Raw genomic sequence first — 16,585 nt, forward strand, 5'->3', positions numbered from 1 at the left:
ACCTCAGTTGCTGCTGGTCAGCGTTATATCAGCGAGAGTGACAGGTTCAACGCTTGGGCGCAGGCCCAGAAGCGGCGCGATCCGGCCAATCATCTCGGCGGCGACAGGCACCGCCGTCCACCCGGCGCTGCGGCGCGGTTTGTCTCCGCTCGTCTCCACCGGCTCATCCAACGTCACGACCAGCACGTATTTGGGATCATGCGCAGGGAACATCGTGGCAAAGGTCGCGATCACCTTGTCGTCGTAGTACCCACCGCGCGGCTTGGGCTTGTCGGCGGTGCCCGTCTTGCCACCCACGGCATATCCCGGCACTTCGGCCATGCTGGCCGTACCATCTGTTACCACCTTACGCAGCATTGCACGCGCAGCGCGGGCGGTGCCCTCGCTCATCACTCGTTCGCCGAAACGGGGGCCATCCTGCTTGAGGATCGTGGGCTTGACCATGCGGCCACCATTGGCAATGGCCGCATAGCCTGCCGCAAGGTGCATGGGCGAAGACGACAGACCATGACCATAGCTCACCGTCACAGCGCTCAGGTCGGTCCAGCGTTTCGGCAGCAGCGGCTTGCCGGTGCGCGCCTCCACGATCTCGAAATCCGTGGGCTCGAAAAAGCCCATCTTCTTCAGGAACTCCTGTTGCCGCTCCTTGCCGATCTGCAACACCAGGCGGCCCGTGCCGCGGTTCGACGACTTCACGACGATGTCGGCGACGCTCAGCTTGCCGTAATTCTTGTTGCGGAACTCCCCGATGCGGAAGCCACCCACTCGCATGGGACCCGCAGTGTTGATAATAGTCGATGGTGATACAATACCCAGATCCACGGCTTGTGCGGCCGTAAAAATCTTGAACGCCGACCCCAGCTCATACACCCCCTGCACCGACCGGTTAAAAAGCGGGCTGTCGCTCTGATCACCTGTCGTGGCCGGTCGCGGGCGATTGTTGGGGTCGAAATGCGGCAACGACACGACCGAGATGACCTCACCGGTGTGCACATCCATCAGAACCGATGACGCGCCCTTGGCATTCATCAGCCTCATGCCGCCATAAAGCACACGTTCCGCCGCCGCCTGCACCGTCAGGTCCAGCGCCAATTCCAGCGGCTTCTGCCCATTGGCGGGGTCGCGCAGATAGTCGTCGAATTGCTTTTCGACACCGGCAACGCCGATCACCTCTGCCGCACTCACACCTTCCTTGCCGAAACTCGCCCCGCCCAGAACATGGGCGGCAAGCGTTCCGTTGGGATAAAGCCGCATGTCACGCGGACCAAACAGCAGCCCGGGATCGCCGATCTCATGCACGGCCTGCATCTGTTCGGGGCTGATTTTCTTACGAATCCAAAGGAACTTGCGCTTGCCGGTGAAGTCCTTCAGCAGCTCCTCTTCCTTCAGATCGGGGAAGATCGCGGCCAATCCCTTGGCAGATGCCACGGGGTCCACCATTTGCGGCGGCTGGGCATACAGCGCATGGGTCTCAAAATTCGTGGCCAGCAAACGCCCGTTCCGGTCCACGATGTCCGCACGGGCCGCTGAAATGGCCGCCCCTTGGGCGCTCGCACGCGGTTCAACCGGTTCGGACGTCGCCAGCACACCCATGCGCACGGCGACCGTTATAAAGGCGCAGAAAAAGAACAGCCCCAAAACCAGCAAACGCCCTTCGGCGCGCTGACGCGACCGGTCGCGCATTTCCTCGTGACGGGCACGCAGGTTTTCGCGTTCGATTGCCTCGGTGCTTTCACCGGCGGCCCGAGCAGGCAGAATGCGGGCCAATGGGCGCAGGGGCGTGCGGGTCATGGCTGCTCTCCATCTTCGGGCAATTCACCGAACACTTCGACCGCATTGTCGATGACCAGCAGCGGGGGCGCAGGATACGCAACCTCATCCACGTGACCAAACTGGTCAGGGCGGAAGGGCATCAGGCCAAGCCGATCAAAGTTGATGTCGGCCAGATCACGCAACCGGTCCGGACGGTTCAGATAGGCCCATTCGGCCTTGAGAACGGCCAGCCGCGAATGCGCCATGCGAATGTCGCGATGCAACCTGTCCGTCTTGGACAGCACCTCTTGCGTCGCGTAATTCTCGCGATAGGCCCAGAAAGCCAGGCCAATCACAGCCAATGTGGTCAAAATATACAAAACCGTGCGCATCAGATGGCCCCCCTGACCTGCGGCATACCAATACTCTTCGCGTCAATCTCTCCGGCGGGCGCATCGGTGCGCACCGCAACCCGCAGCTTGGCCGACCGGCTGCGCGGGTTCATGTCCAGCTCATCCCTGTCGGGCCCGATGGCCTTGCGGGTCTTCAATTCGAATTGGGCCGGTGCGGCCTCGACCTCGGGCGCGTAACGATTGGGGTTGGCTTGCCGCCCACCCCGCGCCGTCATGAAACGTTTGACCATCCGGTCCTCGACCGAATGGAAGGTCACAACAGCCAGCTTGCCGCCGGGCTTCAATGCCCGCTCTGCGGCCATAAGTCCCTGATACAGCTCATCATATTCATTGTTCACCGCAATGCGCAGCGCCTGAAAGCTGCGTGTGGCGGGATGCGATTGACCGGGCTTGGGACGCGGCAAGCATTTCTCGATCACGCCCACCAGCGCCATTGTCGTGGCGATTGGACGCGCCGTGATGATCGCCCGCGCAATTCGGCGGCTCGCCCGCTCTTCTCCATACTGAAACAGAATATCAGCCAGCACGCCTTCATCGGCTTCGTTCACGATATCCGCAGCGGATGGCCCATCCTGCGACATGCGCATGTCCAGAGGCCCGTCTTTCATGAAGGAAAAGCCGCGCTCAGCCTGATCCAGCTGCATTGAACTCACACCAAGGTCCAGCACAACACCGTCCAAACCCGCGCCATACTGATCCAGCTTGGAAAACACACCGGGTTGCATGGTGATACGGTCGCCATAGGCATCCGCCCAACCAGCGGCCATCTCGAATGCAAGCGGGTCGCGATCAACGGCGATCACCCGATCCGCACCTGCCTCAAGCAAGGCACGGGTGTAGCCGCCGGCGCCAAAGGTGCCATCAAGCCATGTGCCTTCAATCGGCGCACAGTGCTGCAGGATCGCGTCGATCAGAACCGGAATATGTGGCCCCCCAGCCATTCCTAGTCCATGTCCCCGTCAAGGTAGGCTGACGGGTCCAGGTCCGGATCGAACCCATCATCGTCCAGCGCCGCTATACTCTCGTCATAGGCGTCGGGCTGCCAGATCTCGAACGTATCGCCCGACGATATAAAGCGCGCCATGCCATCAAGACCGATTTTCTCGCGCAGCTTGGCGGGCAGCACGATGCGGCCCGTGTCATCCACGACGGTTTCGATGGCCTGCGCGCTGTACAGCCGCTCCATCGCCTTCCGCTTGGCGGACCCTCGTGGGAATTTGGAAATCTTGGCGTCCACCTCGTCCATGGCTTCAATCGTGAAGCCTTCAAGGTAACCGCGGGTCGCGCCACCATAGACGATGATCACACGGGGTGGCAGGCCGTCAGTCCAGTCGGGGTCGCAGGCTTCGATCACACGACGAAACGAGGCCGGGATAGACACCCGCCCCTTTGCGTCCACCTTGTGGTCGCTTTCGCCTCTGAACCTGCGTGCCACTGTTTGGCCCGTCCCTATTTCGTTTCCGCGCCCCAGCGCTTCAAATTCGTTCCCCAGTCACCTGCGCCCTCTTGCCGGGGCTTGTGTTTCCCGCCACCCTTCGGGGGCGAGAAATGGAAACGGCGGGTTGATCTGCTGCCACTGATCAACCCGCCGCCCTCGTCCCGTCTCGCGGGATGTCCAGCTGCGCGCGCCACCTGGGGGGATGTCTGCTCGCTCGCGCGCCGGATCTCTGGTCTGATGAAAGCGAGGTGCCTGTATGAAACCTGCTAGAGTTTTGTTTTTTGCTTGGGGTCGTTTGTTGCCCCGTGCTCGTTCTCATCTGATGTCATTAGGTATGACGTGGGAAAACATGGGAAGCAATGGTTTTTTGCGCCCCTTGAGGATAGCTGCGCATCTATATGTACGCCTAAAATCCCATATTTAAGCCTAAAACCGATCAAAATACCGCCTATCATGTTGCTCACTGGAAATCAGGCACAACATGTAGACCTCACCCACCTGATGCGGCATAACCCATAAATTCCCAAAAAAATTTCACCATAACCGCAACACCTGCGGATGTTTTTATTTTGTTCTCACGCAATGCAAGCAATAAACACAGAATTGATTCGAATCAGATCAAGTTTGATACCGTTTGACCATGAATTCCCATGATCGTGGCGCCATATTCTTCCGCCACCCATGAAATCCCTTGCGCACCCTCGCGCAACACGGCAACACGCAGCGGGTATCCGACACAGGAGCAGACATGTCCAACGCCGTTCGCATCTTCACACACGCCTTCACAATGGTCTTCCATGATCTCGGCGCCACGCTGCGTGCCACCTATGTGGGCGTCAGCCTTGTCGCGCTGTCGGTTGTCCTGTTCCTGACCCTGGCACCAAACATGTTCGGCTCGATGATGCTTGCGACCGAAACAGACGCGTTCAACCCTGATGCATTTGGCAACGCAGGCGCTGCAGTTGTGGCAATCCTTGTTATGGCTGTTGGCTACATCATGATGGTCGCCGCCTGGCACCGCTATGTGCTTCTGCCCGAGGGGCAGCGCGACGGTGGCTTCACGCCGGGCGCGGGTATCGTGCTGGGCTATTTCGGGCGCAGCCTTCTGTTGGGCATCATTGTTGGCATCGCTGCCATCCCGCTCTTTGTGCCTTTGGGCATCATTGCGTCGACGGGCAATGACATTCTCACAAATCTGGTTGCGATCCCACTGTTTGCCATTCTCGGCTGGGTGTTGTTGCGGCTCAGCCTGATCCTGCCGGCCTGCACGATCGGCAAAGACATGAAGCTGACTGAAAGCTGGGCCGCATCCCGCCCCTTGTCAGGTGCCATTATCGGTCTGACCATCATTCTGGGCGTTGTGGACTTTGTCCTGAACCTCGTGATCAGCGTCCTGCCTGCGCCCTACATCCTTGGCGTTGTCAGCGTGATCACCTCGGTTCTGTTCGCGCTGGTCAGCGCAAGCATCCTGACAACTCTATATGGCATTGCCGTCGAAGGGCGCGAGGTCTGAGCCACCCGGCTCAGGCCATCCCACCCTTGATCAATCCATCGGCAATACGGGCGTAGGCTTGGGCCATCGGCCCATCCCCCACGGCCACGGGCGTGCCCCCGTCCCCGGCCAGACGGGTCTCAAGATCAATGGGCAATGCGCCCAAAAGCGGAATACCCATCTTCTCCGCCTCGGCGGTCACACCGCCCTGGCCGAAAATCTGATGCTCTGACCCGCAGTCCGGACACACAAACATCGACATGTTCTCGATCAGCCCCAAAACAGGTGTCTTGAGCGTGGCGAACATGTCCAGCGCCTTGCGGGCGTCAATCAATGCGACATCCTGCGGTGTGCTGACAACAATGGCCCCGGACAGTTCGGACTTGGTGCACAAGGTCAGCTGTACGTCGCCAGTGCCTGGCGGTAGGTCGACAAGTAAAATGTCCAACTCACCCCATTCAACCTGCCCCAGCATCTGTTGCAGCGCGCCCATCAGCATGGGGCCACGCCAAACCACGGCCTTGCCTTCTTCCATCATGAACCCGATGGACATCAGCGTTACGCCATGGGCATGCAATGGAATGATGGTTTTGCCATCGGGCGAGGCCGGGCGCTTGTTTACCCCCATCATCCGGGGCTGAGACGGACCATATATATCTGCATCCAGCAGCCCGACCTTGCGTCCCTGCTTGGCAAGCGCCACGGCCAGGTTCGACGACACGGTGGATTTACCGACACCGCCCTTGCCGGATCCGATGGCAAGGATGCGTTTGACACCTGTGGGCTTGGTGGGTCCGTCCTGTGGCTTTGGATGTCCGCCGATTTTCAGGCTTGGCGGGGCCGCAGGCTTTTTCGCAGGTCCATGTGCCGTCAATGCAACGCGCACATCACCCACGGCCTCCAACGACCGCACCGCCGCCTCGGCGGCGGCACGCACCGGTTCCATTTGCGCCGCCAGCTCCGGGGTGGGTGCCTCGATCACAAACTGCACGGCATTGCCCTGCACCTGCACCGCGCGAATCAAATCCCGGCTGATCAGATCACCACCGTCCGGCATTCCCACGCGCGTCAGCGCGTCCATAACAATTTGCTTCGTGACAGCCATGCTCGATTTCCCCGCTTTATGGTGAAAGAAATGGCATAAATTTCGCGTCTTACAAGAGCTTGCAAACCGCCCCGAAGCAAACGCCGCATCCTTGTGCACATTGCCTAGGCTTTGGACCTCAACCCCATGCAATTGCTGCATAGCAGCATTGAATTGGTGTGTATTGTGCACCCGCAGCATTGGCTTATATTCAGGTCAACGAAACGAGCATGAGGCAAAGAACATGGCCTATTACAATGATGTAGCACGTCGCAGCGACCTGGTCGAACGTACCCTCGGCACGGTTGCCCGCGTGTTTGAAGCTGCTGCAGAGCGTCGCGCTAAACAGCGCATCTTCCGCACCACGTTCACCGAGCTGAACGCACTGTCCAACCGCGAACTGGCCGATTTGGGCCTGCACCGGTCGGAACTGAAGCGCGTGGCTTGGGAATCTGCGAACGACCTCGCAGCCTAAACAAGGAATACACGGATCAGATCGCCCCCTCCTCCTCCCTGGGGCATCTGAAATTGGCGGCGGCGCCTTCCTCCTCCCTGGCGTCGCCGCACTTTAACACCGCAATACATCGCACTTTCGGTCTTCCTCCTCCCTGACCGACGCGATGTTGCAAGAGCGGCGGCATTCACCTCCTCCCGAATGTCGTCGCACGAATACCGCACCAAAAACGGTGCAGAGATTGTCAAACCGGTCCTCCTCCTCCCTGACCGGATGGCATGACGAAGGCGGCGGCCCCCTCCTCCCTGGGGACCGCCGCTTTTTTTGTTTCCACATTCAAGAAACTCGTTCTGAGATGTCACACACGCCCGACCTGCCACGTCATCATCATGACAACGGCAAGGATACAGTCGCATGGTGCGTGTTCTCTGGATCGTAGGGATCTATTATTTGGCCTCGGGCGTCCTGATGTGGACGCAGCCGCAGTTCTGGTACGCCAACACCCCCGGTGCTGCAGCCATGGGGCCGTTCAACCTTCATTTCATCCGCGACATTGCATTGGTGTTTGGCGTCAGTGGGCTCGCCATCCTGCACGCCGCACGCACACGGTCACGCGATGTCCTGATTGTCGGGCTGGGCTGGCCCGCGCTGCACGCCCTCTATCACCTCGCGATATGGGCCAACCGCGACTTTGCCTTTGACATGATCACCCTCGTCAACCTGTTGGGCATCCAGCTTCCGGTCTGGACAAGCCTTGCAATCGCTTTCTCAATGCAACCCAAGGAGCAAACCTCATGATCCGCGCATTTCTTCATTCCGGCGCCCGCCGCTTTGGCAAGCAGTTCAACTACAATACACAGTACATGCACGACTTGATCGACACCGACCCGCGCGCAGGTCTGCGCCTGACCCTGTTTCAAAAGGTCAGCGCCTATGCTGGCCCCAAATCCGCACATCATGTTCGGATGGGGGCCATGGTCGGCTCCGCTGTCGAGGGCGATTGTGGACCCTGCGCGCAACTAACCGTCGATATGGCCCTGGCCTATGGCGCACGTGCGGCAGACATCCAGGCAAGCCTGAACGGCGCGCCCGATGCGGCAGGTGACTTCGGCCTCGGCTACCAGTTTGCCTGGGCCGCGATCCGGGGCGACGACACCCTTGACGCGCTGCGCGCCCGGATCGAAACGGCGCATGGCCCGCGCGCCGTTGTTACAGCGTCCTTTGCCGCTGCGTTCACCCGCGCCTACCCCGTACTCAAGCGCGGCATGGGTCACGGCAAACTGTGCCAACGGCTGGATGTGAACGGCACGTCCATCACGCTCACCCACCCGGTTGCTGCATGACGTGGACCGACCAATTCGAAGCACAGCGGCCGATGCTCACGGCCCTGTGCTACCGCATGCTCGGCGAACGTGCCGCCGCCGAAGACGCGGTTCAGGACACGTGGTTCAAATGGGCGGCAGCGGATCATACAGCCATTCGAACGCCCGCCGCATGGTTGCGCACAGCCGCAACACGGGTGGCCATCGACAGCCTGCGGCGGGCCAAGACCCGGCGCGAATCCTATGTGGGGCCATGGCTTCCCGAGCCATTAATCGTGGATGAAAACACCGCCGAAGACAGCTTTGCCCAGGCGCAGGACTGTGAACTGGCGCTGCTCTGGATGATGGACACGCTGCCCACCAGCGAACGCGCCGCATTTGTCCTGCGCGAGGCGTTTGATGCATCCTATGCTGACATTGCCCAGACACTGGGCAAATCCGAAGCCGCCTGCCGCCAACTGGTCAGCCGCGCTCACCGTCGCGTCGCACAATCCTCCCCGGACCTGACACAACCGGCGGGCAAGCGGGCCGCGCAGATCAGCGGCTTTCTCGCCGCCATCGTCAGCAATGATCTCGACGCAGCCAAATCATATCTGGCCGAAGACGCCATCGCGATCTCGGATGGCGGGGCCAAGGCCCGCGCGGCCCGCCGCCCGCTCATCGGCCCGGATGATATTGTTCTGGTCTCGCACGCGGTCACGCTGAAACATGCCGGTGTCCTCGTGCCCACACCGGTCACCGCAAATGGCCACCCCGCGCTGCTGATGACCGAAAACGGTCGGGCTGAAACACTGTTCACTGTGGCATTGAACAGCCAGGGCCAGATCTGCTGGATGTACACAATGCGCAACCCGGACAAGCTGCCAAACCTGATCGCGAACCGGGTCGGTGGGCGGGCGCCTTTGCGCCGGCAAACAGAGCCGCCCGACGGCAAAGCTTTCAAAACCGTTAAGCCCTCCGCGCAAACGTAAACAACGGGCAAGAATGACCGGATCGTTAACGCGGTCCGGCCAAGCAAAACACGCAGTTTCGGCCCCAAAATGTGCAGTTTGGCAAAAACGCCACCAAAACACCGGGTTTTACAGGGATCAAAATGTGCAGTTTCCAGCGAAAAACGCGCAGTTTACCAGATCGAAAGGACCGCACGGCGCGTTAACCGCTCTGCCCCACGCCTCTAAAACGGAATGTCATCCGTGCCGGATATAAAGCGCGAAACAACCTTCTTCGTGCCCGCCTTCTCGAACTCCACTTCCAGCTTGTCACCCTCGATCCCGATGATGACGCCGTAACCGAACTTCTGGTGAAACACCCGCTCCCCCATGGTGAAAGCCGACACCGCGTTCAGATCAATGACCGTGTTCCGGCTCTCCTTGGGTTGGCTCATGGGCCGCTCACCGGCCCGCGCCTGCAACCGCTTCCAGCCGGGCGAGTTGTAGACATTCGCCTCCGCCGCCGCTTGGTGCAACCGCGACTCGGCCCCCATATTTGGGGCCGCAGCGCCAAAGCCACCCCCATATAGGCCCGGTGGTGTCAGCACATCCACATGATCCTCGGGCAGTTCGTCGACAAAGCGCGATGGCATGGATGATTGCCACTGACCAAACACCCTCCGGTTGGCCGCAAAGGATATGGTGCAAACCTCTTCCGCACGGGTGATCCCGACATAGGCCAGGCGGCGTTCTTCTTCGAGGCCCTTGATCCCACTTTCATCCATCGACCGTTGCGACGGAAACAGCCCGTCTTCCCACCCCGGTAGGAACACTTGCGGGAATTCCAAACCCTTGGCGGCGTGCAGGGTCATGATCGACACCTTCGCCTCGGCATCCTCGCTGGCGTTGTCCATGACCAGCGAAACGTGCTCAAGAAAGCCTTGCAAATTCTCAAAGGATTCAAGGGCTTTCACCAGCTCCTTCAAGTTCTCCAATCGGCCGGGCGCTTCGGGTGTCTTGTCATTCTGCCAATGGGCAGTGTAGCCGCTTTCGTCCAGAATGATCTCGGCCAACTCGATATGGCTCACCGGCGGTGGGCCGTATTCGACACGCAGCGGCGCCACGCCCTCGTCAATCACGGAATCGTCCTGCGCCACTTCAATGCGCGGTCCCCGCAGCTTGGAATTCCAGCGGGCGATCCCATCCACAAGCGCGCCCAATTCCTTGCCGCCCTTGCCCTTGATCAACCCCTGTTCAACGGCCAACCGCGCCCCTTCAACCAACGGCACACCATTGGCCCGCGCCGTGATCTGAATGGTCTGCTGCGCCTTGTCCCCCAAGCCGCGTTTGGGCGTGTTCACGATCCGCTCAAAGGCCAGATCATCATCGGGCGACACGACAACCCGGAAATAGGCCATCGCATCCCGGATCTCCATCCGCTCATAAAAGCGCGGGCCACCGATGACGCGATAGGGCAAACCGATGGTCAGGAACCGATCTTCAAACGCGCGCATCTGATGTGAGGCGCGGACCAGAATGGCCATGTCTTCCAATGACATAGGACGCACACCTCGTGTGCCCTTTTGCGCCGCCTCGATCTCTTCCCCGATCCAGCGTGCTTCTTCCTCGCCGTCCCAGTGACCGATCAGGCGCACTTTCTCGCCCTCATCCTTGTCGGTCCACAGCGTCTTGCCCAGACGGTTTTCGTTGCCATCAATGACACCGGACGCCGCCGCTAGGATATGCGGAGTCGAGCGATAGTTCTGTTCCAGCCGCACCACATGCGCGCCGGAAAAATCCTTTTCAAACCGCAGGATGTTGCCCACTTCGGCCCCACGCCAACCATAGATCGACTGATCATCATCACCGACACAGCAGATGTTCTTGTGCCCCTGCGCCAACAGCCGCAGCCACAGGTACTGGGCAACGTTGGTATCCTGGTACTCGTCCACAAGAATAAACGCGAACCAGCGTTGATATTGTTGCAGAATATCCGGGTGGGCCTGAAAGATGGTGACCATATGCAAAAGCAGGTCGCCGAAGTCGCAGGCATTCAGCTCGACCAGACGGCGCTGATACTGGGCATAAAGATCAACGCCCTTGTGATTGTAGGCCCCCGCATCCGCCGCGGGCACTTTGTCAGGTGTCAGAGCGCGGTTTTTCCACCCGTCGATGATGCTGGCCAACTGGCGCGCAGGCCAACGTTTGTCATCGATATTGGCGGCCTGAACCAGCTGCTTCAAAAGGCGGATCTGATCGTCTGTGTCCAGAATGGTGAAATTCGATTTGAGCCCCGCAAGCTCGGCATGGCGGCGCAGCAGTCTAGCAGAAATCGAGTGGAACGTGCCCATCCATCGTACTGGATCTTTTAAATGATAAGGCATTTCACCAAGCCGCTGCTGCATCTGCGCTGCAGCTTTGTTAGTGAAAGTAACTGCTAAAATTTCGTTTGTTCTGGCGCGACCGGTGGCGACCAAATGCGTTAGTCTAGCCATTAACGCACGCGTTTTTCCGGTGCCAGCGCCAGCCAGCATGAGAAGAGGGCCATCCAAAGTCTGGACTGCCTCTAACTGGGCCACGTTCAGACCATCAAGATAAGGCCCCAACTGCGGCTTGGCCATGGCGCGTGCGGACAGAGAGGCCCCTTCAAAGGCGTCAAGATCATCAAAACTGCTCATGCCGCAATGTATCGCGCCCGCACTCAAAGGAAAAGACCGATGTTCACGCGATGTTCCATCGCTCTTAACCGCTTTCAAAACCGCAGTTCGGAGTCTCCAACAGGCAGAGCATACGTGAATTCAACGGCTTGCAGCGCCGCACCCCCATGTCCATAGTCGCGCGCATGGATCTGAACAGCCGCTATCCCGCCCTCAGCGACCTGCGCACCCGCGCACAACAGCGAATCCCGAAATTCGTTTGGGAGTATCTGGACAGCGGCACGGGCGACGAGGCCACACGCCGCCGCAATCGCAAAGCGCTTGACCGTGTTGGGCTGCTTCCATCCATCCTACATGGCGAATTCGAGGCAGACCTATCAACGAACCTGTTGGGGCAGCAGCGCGCCCTGCCCTTTGGCATCGCCCCCGTCGGCATGTCGGGCCTGATGTGGCCCGATGCTGAGCGCCATCTTGCCCAAGGGGCTGCACGTCTGAGCATTCCCTACACCCTGTCCACGGTCGCCGCTGCGTCACCAGAAGATATTGCCCCTGTTCTGGGCAAGGACGCCTGGTTCCAGATGTACCCGCCACGTGACGAAGGCATTCGCAAGGACATGCTGGACCGCGCCCGGGCCGCCGGGTTCAAGACATTGGTGCTGACCGTCGATGTGCCCGTGGCATCCCGACGCGAACGGCAAACACGATCCGGCATTACCAACCCACCCCGCCTGACCCCGCGGTTGATGGCACAGGTTGCCATGCGGCCCACATGGGCCATGGCGATGGCGCGCAAGGGCATGCCGCATATGCGGATGCTGGATGCCTACGCCACTGCAGCAACCAAGAACCTGCCCGTCACGGCCCATGTCGGATACCTGCTGCGCACGTCGCCAGACTGGGACTACGTGTCATGGCTGCGGGATGCCTGGGATGGGCCTTTCGTGGTCAAGGGTGTGATGCGGGGCACCGATGCCGAACAGCTCGAAGGGCTTGGCGTCGATGCCATCTGGGTCTCGAACCATGCCGGTCGGCAATTCGATGCCGCCCCCGCCACAATCGAAGTGCTTCCAGCGGTCCGACGCGCGACACGCCTGCCCATCATCTTCGACAGCGGGATCGAGGGTGGATTGGACATACTTCGGGCCATGGCATCCGGTGCGGATTTCGTCATGCTGGGCCGAGGTTGGCACTATGCACTGGCCGCCCTTGGACCCGACGGGATCGATCATCTGACCCACATTCTGTCCGAAGACTTGAAGGCCAACATGGGCCAGCTCGGCGCGCGCGCGCTTCAGGACCTGCCCAAACCGTTTTTGCACAGCTAGAACCTTCCAGCACAAGCCGACCGTCGGCAAACTCCGCATGGCGTATTGGCAAACATCCTGGTCAGTGACCTGCCTCTTTTTGCGTGACAATGAGAGTGCAGTTTTTGTTCAAACAAATGCCGGCGACTAGGTCAGCTGCTCCATCGGCCACGCCGGGCACCTTTTCTCCTGCAGGGCCATCTACCCACAACCACGTATTGTTTGCGTCACGTAAACGTCATAGAGAATGCCGCGACTGCAAAATACGGCCCCGGGGGGAACTTACATGCCCGACTTCAAGAAAATCCTCATCGCAAACCGGGGTGAGATCGCCATCCGCATCATGCGGGCCGCGAACGAGATGGGCAAAAAGACGGTCGCCGTCTTTGCCGAAGAGGACAAGTTGGGCCTGCACCGCTTCAAGGCGGACGAAGCCTACCGCATCGGCGAGGGCCTCGGCCCCGTCGCCGCTTACCTCAGCATTGACGAAATGATCCGCGTCGCCCGCGAAAGCGGCGCAGATGCCATCCACCCCGGCTACGGCCTTTTGTCGGAAAACCCCGACTTCGTAGATGCCTGCGAGAAAAACGGCATCACTTTCATCGGCCCCAAATCCGAAACCATGCGCGCCTTGGGCGACAAGGCCAGCGCCCGCCGCGTTGCAGTTGAGGCTGGTGTGCCCGTCATCCCTGCCACGGAAGTACTTGGCGACGATATGGATGCGATCCGCAAAGAGGCCAAAGAGGTCGGCTACCCTCTGATGCTCAAGGCATCGTGGGGCGGTGGCGGCCGCGGCATGCGCCCGATCTTTGGCGAGGATGAGGTCGAGGAAAAGGTCCTCGAAGGCCGTCGCGAAGCCGAGGCTGCCTTTGGCAACGGCGAAGGCTACCTGGAAAAAATGATCACCCGCGCCCGGCACGTCGAGGTGCAGATTCTCGGCGACAAGCATGGTGGCATGTACCACCTCTTTGAACGCGATTGTTCAGTCCAGCGCCGCAACCAGAAAGTCGTGGAACGCGCGCCCGCACCCTACCTGACTGACGCGCAGCGCGATGAGATTTGCCAGCTTGGCTACAAGATCTGCAAGCACGTGAACTACGAATGCGCAGGCACTGTTGAGTTCCTGATGGATATGGAAACCAGCAAGTTCTACTTCATCGAAGTGAACCCCCGCGTGCAGGTCGAACACACTGTGACCGAGGAAGTCACCGGCATCGACATCGTCCGCGCCCAGATTCTGATCGCAGAGGGCAAGCCGATTGACGAGGCGACCGGTAAGGCCAGCCAAAAGGACATCGTCCTGACCGGCCACGCGTTGCAGACCCGCGTCACGACGGAAGACCCACAAAACAACTTCATCCCGGACTACGGTCGCATTACAGCATACCGCTCCGCCACAGGCATGGGCATTCGTCTGGACGGTGGCACGGCCTATGCGGGCGGCGTCATCACCCGCTACTACGATAGTCTACTGACCAAGGTGACGTCCAAAGGCCCAACGCCCGAGATCGCCATCGCCCGCATGGACCGCGCCCTGCGCGAATTCCGCATCCGGGGGGTGTCCACCAACATCGCCTTTGTCGAAAACCTGCTGAAACACCCGACCTTCCTGTCGAATGAATACACAACCAAGTTCATCGACGAGACACCCGAACTGTTCCAATTCCCGCGCCGTCGCGACCGCGGCACCAAGGTGCTGACCTATATCGCCGACATTACTGTGAACGGACACCCAGAGGTCAAAGACCGCCCTCGCCCTCGCACGGACATTAGGGACCCCAAGCCGCCATCGCTGCAGGCCGACCCGTCACACCAGATGGGCTCGCGCAATCTGCTCGAACAAAAGGGCCCGCAGGCCGTCGCTGACTGGATGAAATCGCAACAGCAACTGCTGATCACCGACACCACCATGCGCGACGGGCACCAGTCTCTGCTCGCCACCCGCATGCGCAGCTACGACATGATCAAAGTGGCGCCCGCCTATGCCGCCAACCTGCCACAGCTGTTCTCCATGGAATGCTGGGGTGGTGCGACCTTCGACGTGGCCTACCGTTTCCTGCAGGAATGCCCGTGGCAACGCCTGCGCGACCTGCGCGAGCGTATGCCCAACCTGATGACACAGATGCTGCTGCGCGGGGCCAACGGTGTGGGCTACACCAACTACCCCGACAATGTGGTGCAGGAGTTTGTGCGCGTTGCAGCCGACACGGGCATCGACGTCTTCCGCGTCTTCGACAGCCTGAACTGGGTCGAAAACATGCGCGTCGCCATCGATGCAGTGCAAGAGCAGAACAAGATCTGCGAAGGCACGATCTGCTACACCGGCGACATCATGGACCCTGACCGGGCCAAATATGACCTGAAATACTATGTCGACATGGGCAATCAGCTGAAAGACGCAGGCGCCCACGTGCTGGGGCTGAAGGACATGGCGGGCCTCTTAAAACCAACCGCCGCCACGCAACTGATCCGCGCTCTGAAACAAGAGGTTGGTCTGCCGATCCACTTCCACACACATGACACGGCTGGCGTGGCCGTTGCGACGATCCTTGCCGCGGCCGAGGCCGGCGTGGACGCTGTCGATTGTGCCATGGATGCGCTGTCGGGCAACACATCACAGGCCACGCTCGGCACAGTCGTCGAAGCACTGCAACACACCGACCGCGACACCGGCCTTAACATCGACGCGGTCCGTGACATCTCGGATTACTGGGAAGCTGTCCGCGCGCACTACACGGCGTTTGAAAGCGGTATGCAGGCACCCTCGTCCGAGGTGTATCTGCACGAGATGCCGGGCGGTCAATTCACCAACCTCAAGGCACAGGCCCGCAGCCTCGGGCTGGAGGAGCGCTGGCACGAGGTCGCCCGCACCTATGCGGATGTGAACCAGATGTTCGGCGACATCGTAAAGGTCACGCCATCGTCCAAAGTGGTCGGCGACATGGCCCTGATGATGGTGTCCCAAGGGCTGACCCGCGACGAGGTCGAGGATGCCGACAAAGAGGTCGCCTTTCCCGACAGTGTCGTGGACATGATGCGCGGCAACCTGGGCCAACCTCCGGGCGGTTTCCCCCATGGCATCCAGCAAAAGGTTCTCAAGGGCGAGGAACCCAACACGGCACGCCCCGGCGCGGATGTGCCCCCGGTCGACCTTGAAGACACGCGTACCGACCTGTCCGGCCAACTCGAAGGCAAGGCCATCGATGATGAGGATCTGTCGGGCTACCTTATGTATCCCAAGGTCTTCCTCGACTACATGGGCCGTCACCGCACATACGGTCCCGTTCGAACCCTGCCAACCAAGACGTTCTTCTACGGCATGCAGCCCGGCGACGAGATCACGGCGGAAATCGATCCGGGCAAGACGCTCGAAATCCGCTTGCAGGCTGTTGGGGAAACCAACGAAGACGGCGAAGTGCGCGTGTTCTTCGAACTCAATGGCCAGCCGCGCACGATCCGCGTACCAAACCGTCTGGTAAAGTCCCAAACCGTGTCCCGTCCCAAGGCGGAAGATGGCAATGCAGGTCACGTGGGTGCCCCGATGCCCGGTGTCGTCGCCAGCGTTGGTGTTACGGCAGGCCAGGAAGTGTGCGAAGGCGACCTGCTTCTGACCATTGAAGCCATGAAAATGGAAACCGGCATCCATGCTGAGCGCGACGCGGTTGTCAAAGCCGTACACATCTCGGCGGGGGGCCAGATCGACGCCAAGGATCTGCTGGTCGAGTTGGAGTGACCCCACC

General features: G+C 60.2%; 13 protein-coding genes. 7 read left to right on the top strand and 6 right to left on the bottom strand.

The window, feature by feature from the left end; translation table 11 throughout:
• Positions 1–3: 3 nt before the first annotated feature.
• From AC53L6_RS11520 to mraZ, 4 genes are read right to left on the bottom strand one after another with little or no spacing between them, the layout of a single operon-like run.
• The gene (locus AC53L6_RS11520) at positions 4–1,791 is read right to left on the bottom strand and encodes a peptidoglycan D,D-transpeptidase FtsI family protein (protein ID WP_496907936.1); all 1,788 of its coding nucleotides are present in this window, start codon (positions 1,789–1,791) and stop codon (positions 4–6) included.
• Positions 1,788–2,144 carry a cell division protein FtsL gene (gene ftsL / locus AC53L6_RS11525; RefSeq protein ID WP_299597761.1) on the bottom strand — a complete coding sequence of 119 codons (357 nt, stop codon included), beginning with the start codon at positions 2,142–2,144 and terminating at the stop codon, positions 1,788–1,790. The genes AC53L6_RS11520 and ftsL overlap by 4 nt, the downstream gene beginning before the upstream one ends.
• Complete coding sequence (rsmH, locus tag AC53L6_RS11530) at positions 2,144–3,106, bottom strand: 16S rRNA (cytosine(1402)-N(4))-methyltransferase RsmH (protein ID WP_496907937.1); 963 nt, start codon at positions 3,104–3,106, stop codon at positions 2,144–2,146. The genes ftsL and rsmH overlap by 1 nt, the downstream gene beginning before the upstream one ends.
• Positions 3,107–3,108: 2 nt before the next feature.
• Entirely contained in the window at positions 3,109–3,600 is a 492-nt protein-coding gene (mraZ, locus tag AC53L6_RS11535; protein WP_299200824.1) for a division/cell wall cluster transcriptional repressor MraZ, read from the bottom strand.
• A gap of 751 nt (positions 3,601–4,351) precedes the next feature.
• Here mraZ and AC53L6_RS11540 point away from each other — a divergent pair.
• Complete coding sequence (locus AC53L6_RS11540; protein ID WP_496907938.1) at positions 4,352–5,116, top strand: hypothetical protein; 765 nt, start codon at positions 4,352–4,354, stop codon at positions 5,114–5,116.
• A 10-nt stretch (positions 5,117–5,126) separates the two neighbouring features.
• Here the strand turns inward: AC53L6_RS11540 and AC53L6_RS11545 are convergent, their stop codons facing one another.
• Entirely contained in the window at positions 5,127–6,200 is a 1,074-nt protein-coding gene (locus tag AC53L6_RS11545) for an Mrp/NBP35 family ATP-binding protein (RefSeq protein ID WP_299200830.1), read from the bottom strand.
• 223 nt (positions 6,201–6,423) lie between these two features.
• On the opposite strand from AC53L6_RS11545, the gene AC53L6_RS11550 reads away from it, so the two are divergent.
• The 4 genes from AC53L6_RS11550 to sigJ all read left to right on the top strand — a co-directional run bounded on the left by AC53L6_RS11550 (position 6,424) and on the right by sigJ (position 8,926).
• Positions 6,424–6,654: a DUF1127 domain-containing protein gene (locus AC53L6_RS11550; RefSeq protein WP_299200833.1), complete on the top strand. Its 231-nt coding sequence runs from the start codon at positions 6,424–6,426 to the stop codon at positions 6,652–6,654.
• 393 nt (positions 6,655–7,047) lie between these two features.
• Positions 7,048–7,431 carry a hypothetical protein gene (locus AC53L6_RS11555; protein ID WP_299200836.1) on the top strand — a complete coding sequence of 128 codons (384 nt, stop codon included), beginning with the start codon at positions 7,048–7,050 and terminating at the stop codon, positions 7,429–7,431.
• Positions 7,428–7,976 carry a hypothetical protein gene (locus AC53L6_RS11560; RefSeq protein ID WP_496907939.1) on the top strand — a complete coding sequence of 183 codons (549 nt, stop codon included), beginning with the start codon at positions 7,428–7,430 and terminating at the stop codon, positions 7,974–7,976. The genes AC53L6_RS11555 and AC53L6_RS11560 overlap by 4 nt, the downstream gene beginning before the upstream one ends.
• Complete coding sequence (sigJ, locus tag AC53L6_RS11565; protein WP_496907940.1) at positions 7,973–8,926, top strand: RNA polymerase sigma factor SigJ; 954 nt, start codon at positions 7,973–7,975, stop codon at positions 8,924–8,926. The genes AC53L6_RS11560 and sigJ overlap by 4 nt, the downstream gene beginning before the upstream one ends.
• Before the next feature lie 203 nt (positions 8,927–9,129).
• Here the strand turns inward: sigJ and AC53L6_RS11570 are convergent, their stop codons facing one another.
• Positions 9,130–11,562 carry an ATP-dependent helicase gene (locus AC53L6_RS11570; RefSeq protein ID WP_496907941.1) on the bottom strand — a complete coding sequence of 811 codons (2,433 nt, stop codon included), beginning with the start codon at positions 11,560–11,562 and terminating at the stop codon, positions 9,130–9,132.
• Between the two features lie 164 nt (positions 11,563–11,726).
• Here AC53L6_RS11570 and AC53L6_RS11575 point away from each other — a divergent pair, with 164 nt between their 5' ends.
• Together AC53L6_RS11575 and AC53L6_RS11580 are read left to right on the top strand one after the other, a co-directional pair.
• The gene (locus AC53L6_RS11575) at positions 11,727–12,866 is read left to right on the top strand and encodes an alpha-hydroxy acid oxidase (RefSeq protein WP_496907942.1); all 1,140 of its coding nucleotides are present in this window, start codon (positions 11,727–11,729) and stop codon (positions 12,864–12,866) included.
• Positions 12,867–13,131: 265 nt separating this feature from the next.
• Complete coding sequence (locus tag AC53L6_RS11580; RefSeq protein WP_496907943.1) at positions 13,132–16,578, top strand: pyruvate carboxylase; 3,447 nt, start codon at positions 13,132–13,134, stop codon at positions 16,576–16,578.
• Positions 16,579–16,585 lie beyond the last annotated feature (7 nt).

The sequence above is a fragment of the Tateyamaria sp. LSS28 genome, from assembly GCF_059611725.1.

Bases quoted from the DNA above. Each gene is read 5' to 3' on its own strand.
- AC53L6_RS11520 (WP_496907936.1), bottom strand. From the start codon at position 1,791: ATGACCCGCACGCCCCTGCGCCCATTGGCCCGCATTCTGCCTGCTCGG.
- ftsL (WP_299597761.1), bottom strand. From the start codon at position 2,144: ATGCGCACGGTTTTGTATATTTTGACCACATTGGCTGTGATTGGCCTG.
- rsmH (WP_496907937.1), bottom strand. From the start codon at position 3,106: ATGGCTGGGGGGCCACATATTCCGGTTCTGATCGACGCGATCCTGCAG.
- AC53L6_RS11540 (WP_496907938.1), top strand. From the start codon at position 4,352: ATGTCCAACGCCGTTCGCATCTTCACACACGCCTTCACAATGGTCTTC.
- AC53L6_RS11545 (WP_299200830.1), bottom strand. From the start codon at position 6,200: ATGGCTGTCACGAAGCAAATTGTTATGGACGCGCTGACGCGCGTGGGA.
- AC53L6_RS11550 (WP_299200833.1), top strand. From the start codon at position 6,424: ATGGCCTATTACAATGATGTAGCACGTCGCAGCGACCTGGTCGAACGT.
- AC53L6_RS11555 (WP_299200836.1), top strand. From the start codon at position 7,048: ATGGTGCGTGTTCTCTGGATCGTAGGGATCTATTATTTGGCCTCGGGC.
- AC53L6_RS11560 (WP_496907939.1), top strand. From the start codon at position 7,428: ATGATCCGCGCATTTCTTCATTCCGGCGCCCGCCGCTTTGGCAAGCAG.
- sigJ (WP_496907940.1), top strand. From the start codon at position 7,973: ATGACGTGGACCGACCAATTCGAAGCACAGCGGCCGATGCTCACGGCC.
- AC53L6_RS11570 (WP_496907941.1), bottom strand. From the start codon at position 11,562: ATGAGCAGTTTTGATGATCTTGACGCCTTTGAAGGGGCCTCTCTGTCC.
- AC53L6_RS11575 (WP_496907942.1), top strand. From the start codon at position 11,727: ATGGATCTGAACAGCCGCTATCCCGCCCTCAGCGACCTGCGCACCCGC.
- AC53L6_RS11580 (WP_496907943.1), top strand. From the start codon at position 13,132: ATGCCCGACTTCAAGAAAATCCTCATCGCAAACCGGGGTGAGATCGCC.